Genomic DNA, 1,752 nt, shown 5'->3' with positions numbered 1-1,752 from the left:
ACGCCTTACCTTTAACAATGCCGAAACGGTTGCCTATTCGTGGCTGCGCAGTTGGGATCCTACCCAACAGATGCTTGCTGTTGACTCACGGCGCGAGCAACCCGCATACCGGCAAGTGTATCTGCTCAACAGTATCGCCGCTAGTGCAGGCGAAATTGCGTCCAACGCTAGCGCTACCCGGCTAAGCTACATTGACAGTAACGACGGCATCACCATCTCGCCATGGGAACGCGAAGAATTCGTGAACCGGATCGTCAATGAGTTCAATCCGATGGTGTCGCCTGATGGCACGAAACTACTGGTGATCTCAGAACGGATGGGGCGCCCGGATATCATGTTGTGGCCGGCTTCGACGCCGGAAACCGCCAACCTGATGCGCCCAACACGCTTGACACGCGACCAACCCGCGTGTCGCTATGAAACCCCGGCATGGTCACCTGATGGCAGAACGATCTACTGGGTCAGCGATTGCAATGGAAATTTCGATATCTACGGCGCCGACCTTCGCTATATCCCATTCTTTTCGCGCGGTGTGGTTTTATTAATTGGTTTCCGGGCTGAACTTGCCAATATCCGCAATCTGACGCACAATACAGCCAACGACCGCTTCGCCCGTGTCTCGCCCGGCGGTAAGCAGATCGCGTTCGCCAGCGACCGAGACGGCAATTGGGAGATTTACGTGATGAACGCTGACGGCAGCAACGTCCGTCGCCTCACCAACCACGCTGCCACCGACGACGCACCGACGTGGTCGCCCGATGGCCGCCAATTAGCCTTCGCCAGCGACCGCGACGGCGATTTCGAGATTTATATCCTGAACGTCAGCGATGGAGTCCTTACCCAACAAGTCACCCAAAACGCCGCCCAAGACCGCTGGCCGTTGTGGGCCCAGTAGGGACGCACGGCGGTGCGCCTCCCACGGCGTACGTCACCACACGGCGGTGCGTCCAAGGCCGTGCGTCCCCGCACTGCTGTGCGCCTCCCACCCACCCGCACCCGTTCAAGGACGGACAGAACGCATGAGTGTAGATATGGCTGATGACTTTGCACTGCGCCGGTTCACCCTCCCCTCTCCCGCGTTGCGGGAGAGGGGCAATCGTCGCATTCGGTTAAGCGCGTGTCTGTACCGGCAACCCAGTGCCCCTCCTCTCCCGCCGCGAGGGTAGGGAGGAGACCGAGGGGTGAGACCATCAGCCCGCGCAGCGGGCTTCGTAACCCTAGCCCGGCCCTTCAGGACCGGGTTCCCTACCCAGCGGTCAGGGTTATTCTGGATAGATGTTCTGTCCACCCCTGAACCACCACCCGTAGGGACGGATAACACGAGCGTACCGGCAGGTTTGCCACCTGCCCACAACCATTGAGTGACGGACAGAATGTTTGATTGAGCACAACCATTGATTGGATTGCTGTGCGATACCTCAACGCTCGGTTCTCCACTCCCCTCTCCCACTAGCGTGGGAGAGGGGCTGAGGGTGAGGGCAAAACAGCATATCGCCAAGCCATCCACCCCATCTACGCTCATACGTTCTGTCCGCCATTGAACCAACAACCACGGAGATACTGCCATGCGAACCATTCATCGAGTGATCGCTATCATCGCATTGGGCGCTGCCATGCTGACGAACACGACAGTCCTTTCAGCCGCGCCCTTCGCCAACCGTAATGAGTTCGTCGACTCACGCTTCGCCGCGATCTGGACCCGTACCGACGGCGAGGCGGTGCGCGGCGGGCGCACGTGGTATTGGGGGCCGA

Annotated in this window: 1 protein-coding gene and 1 pseudogene; both read left to right on the top strand. The window is 59.5% G+C overall.

From position 1 onward, the window contains the following. Positions 1-895: TolB family protein (locus U9R81_RS02045; RefSeq protein WP_416180928.1), on the top strand; the 895-nt coding region annotated here is incomplete at its 5' end. Positions 896-1,565: 670 nt separating this feature from the next. Then, a pseudogene (locus U9R81_RS02040) lies at positions 1,566-1,752 on the top strand (hypothetical protein); the annotation flags it as partial.

Origin of the sequence: Chloroflexus sp., assembly GCF_034435895.1 — a bacterium.
Classification (GTDB): Bacteria; Chloroflexota; Chloroflexia; order Chloroflexales; family Chloroflexaceae; genus Chloroflexus.
This window is presented reverse-complemented; position numbering and strand designations above follow the sequence as displayed.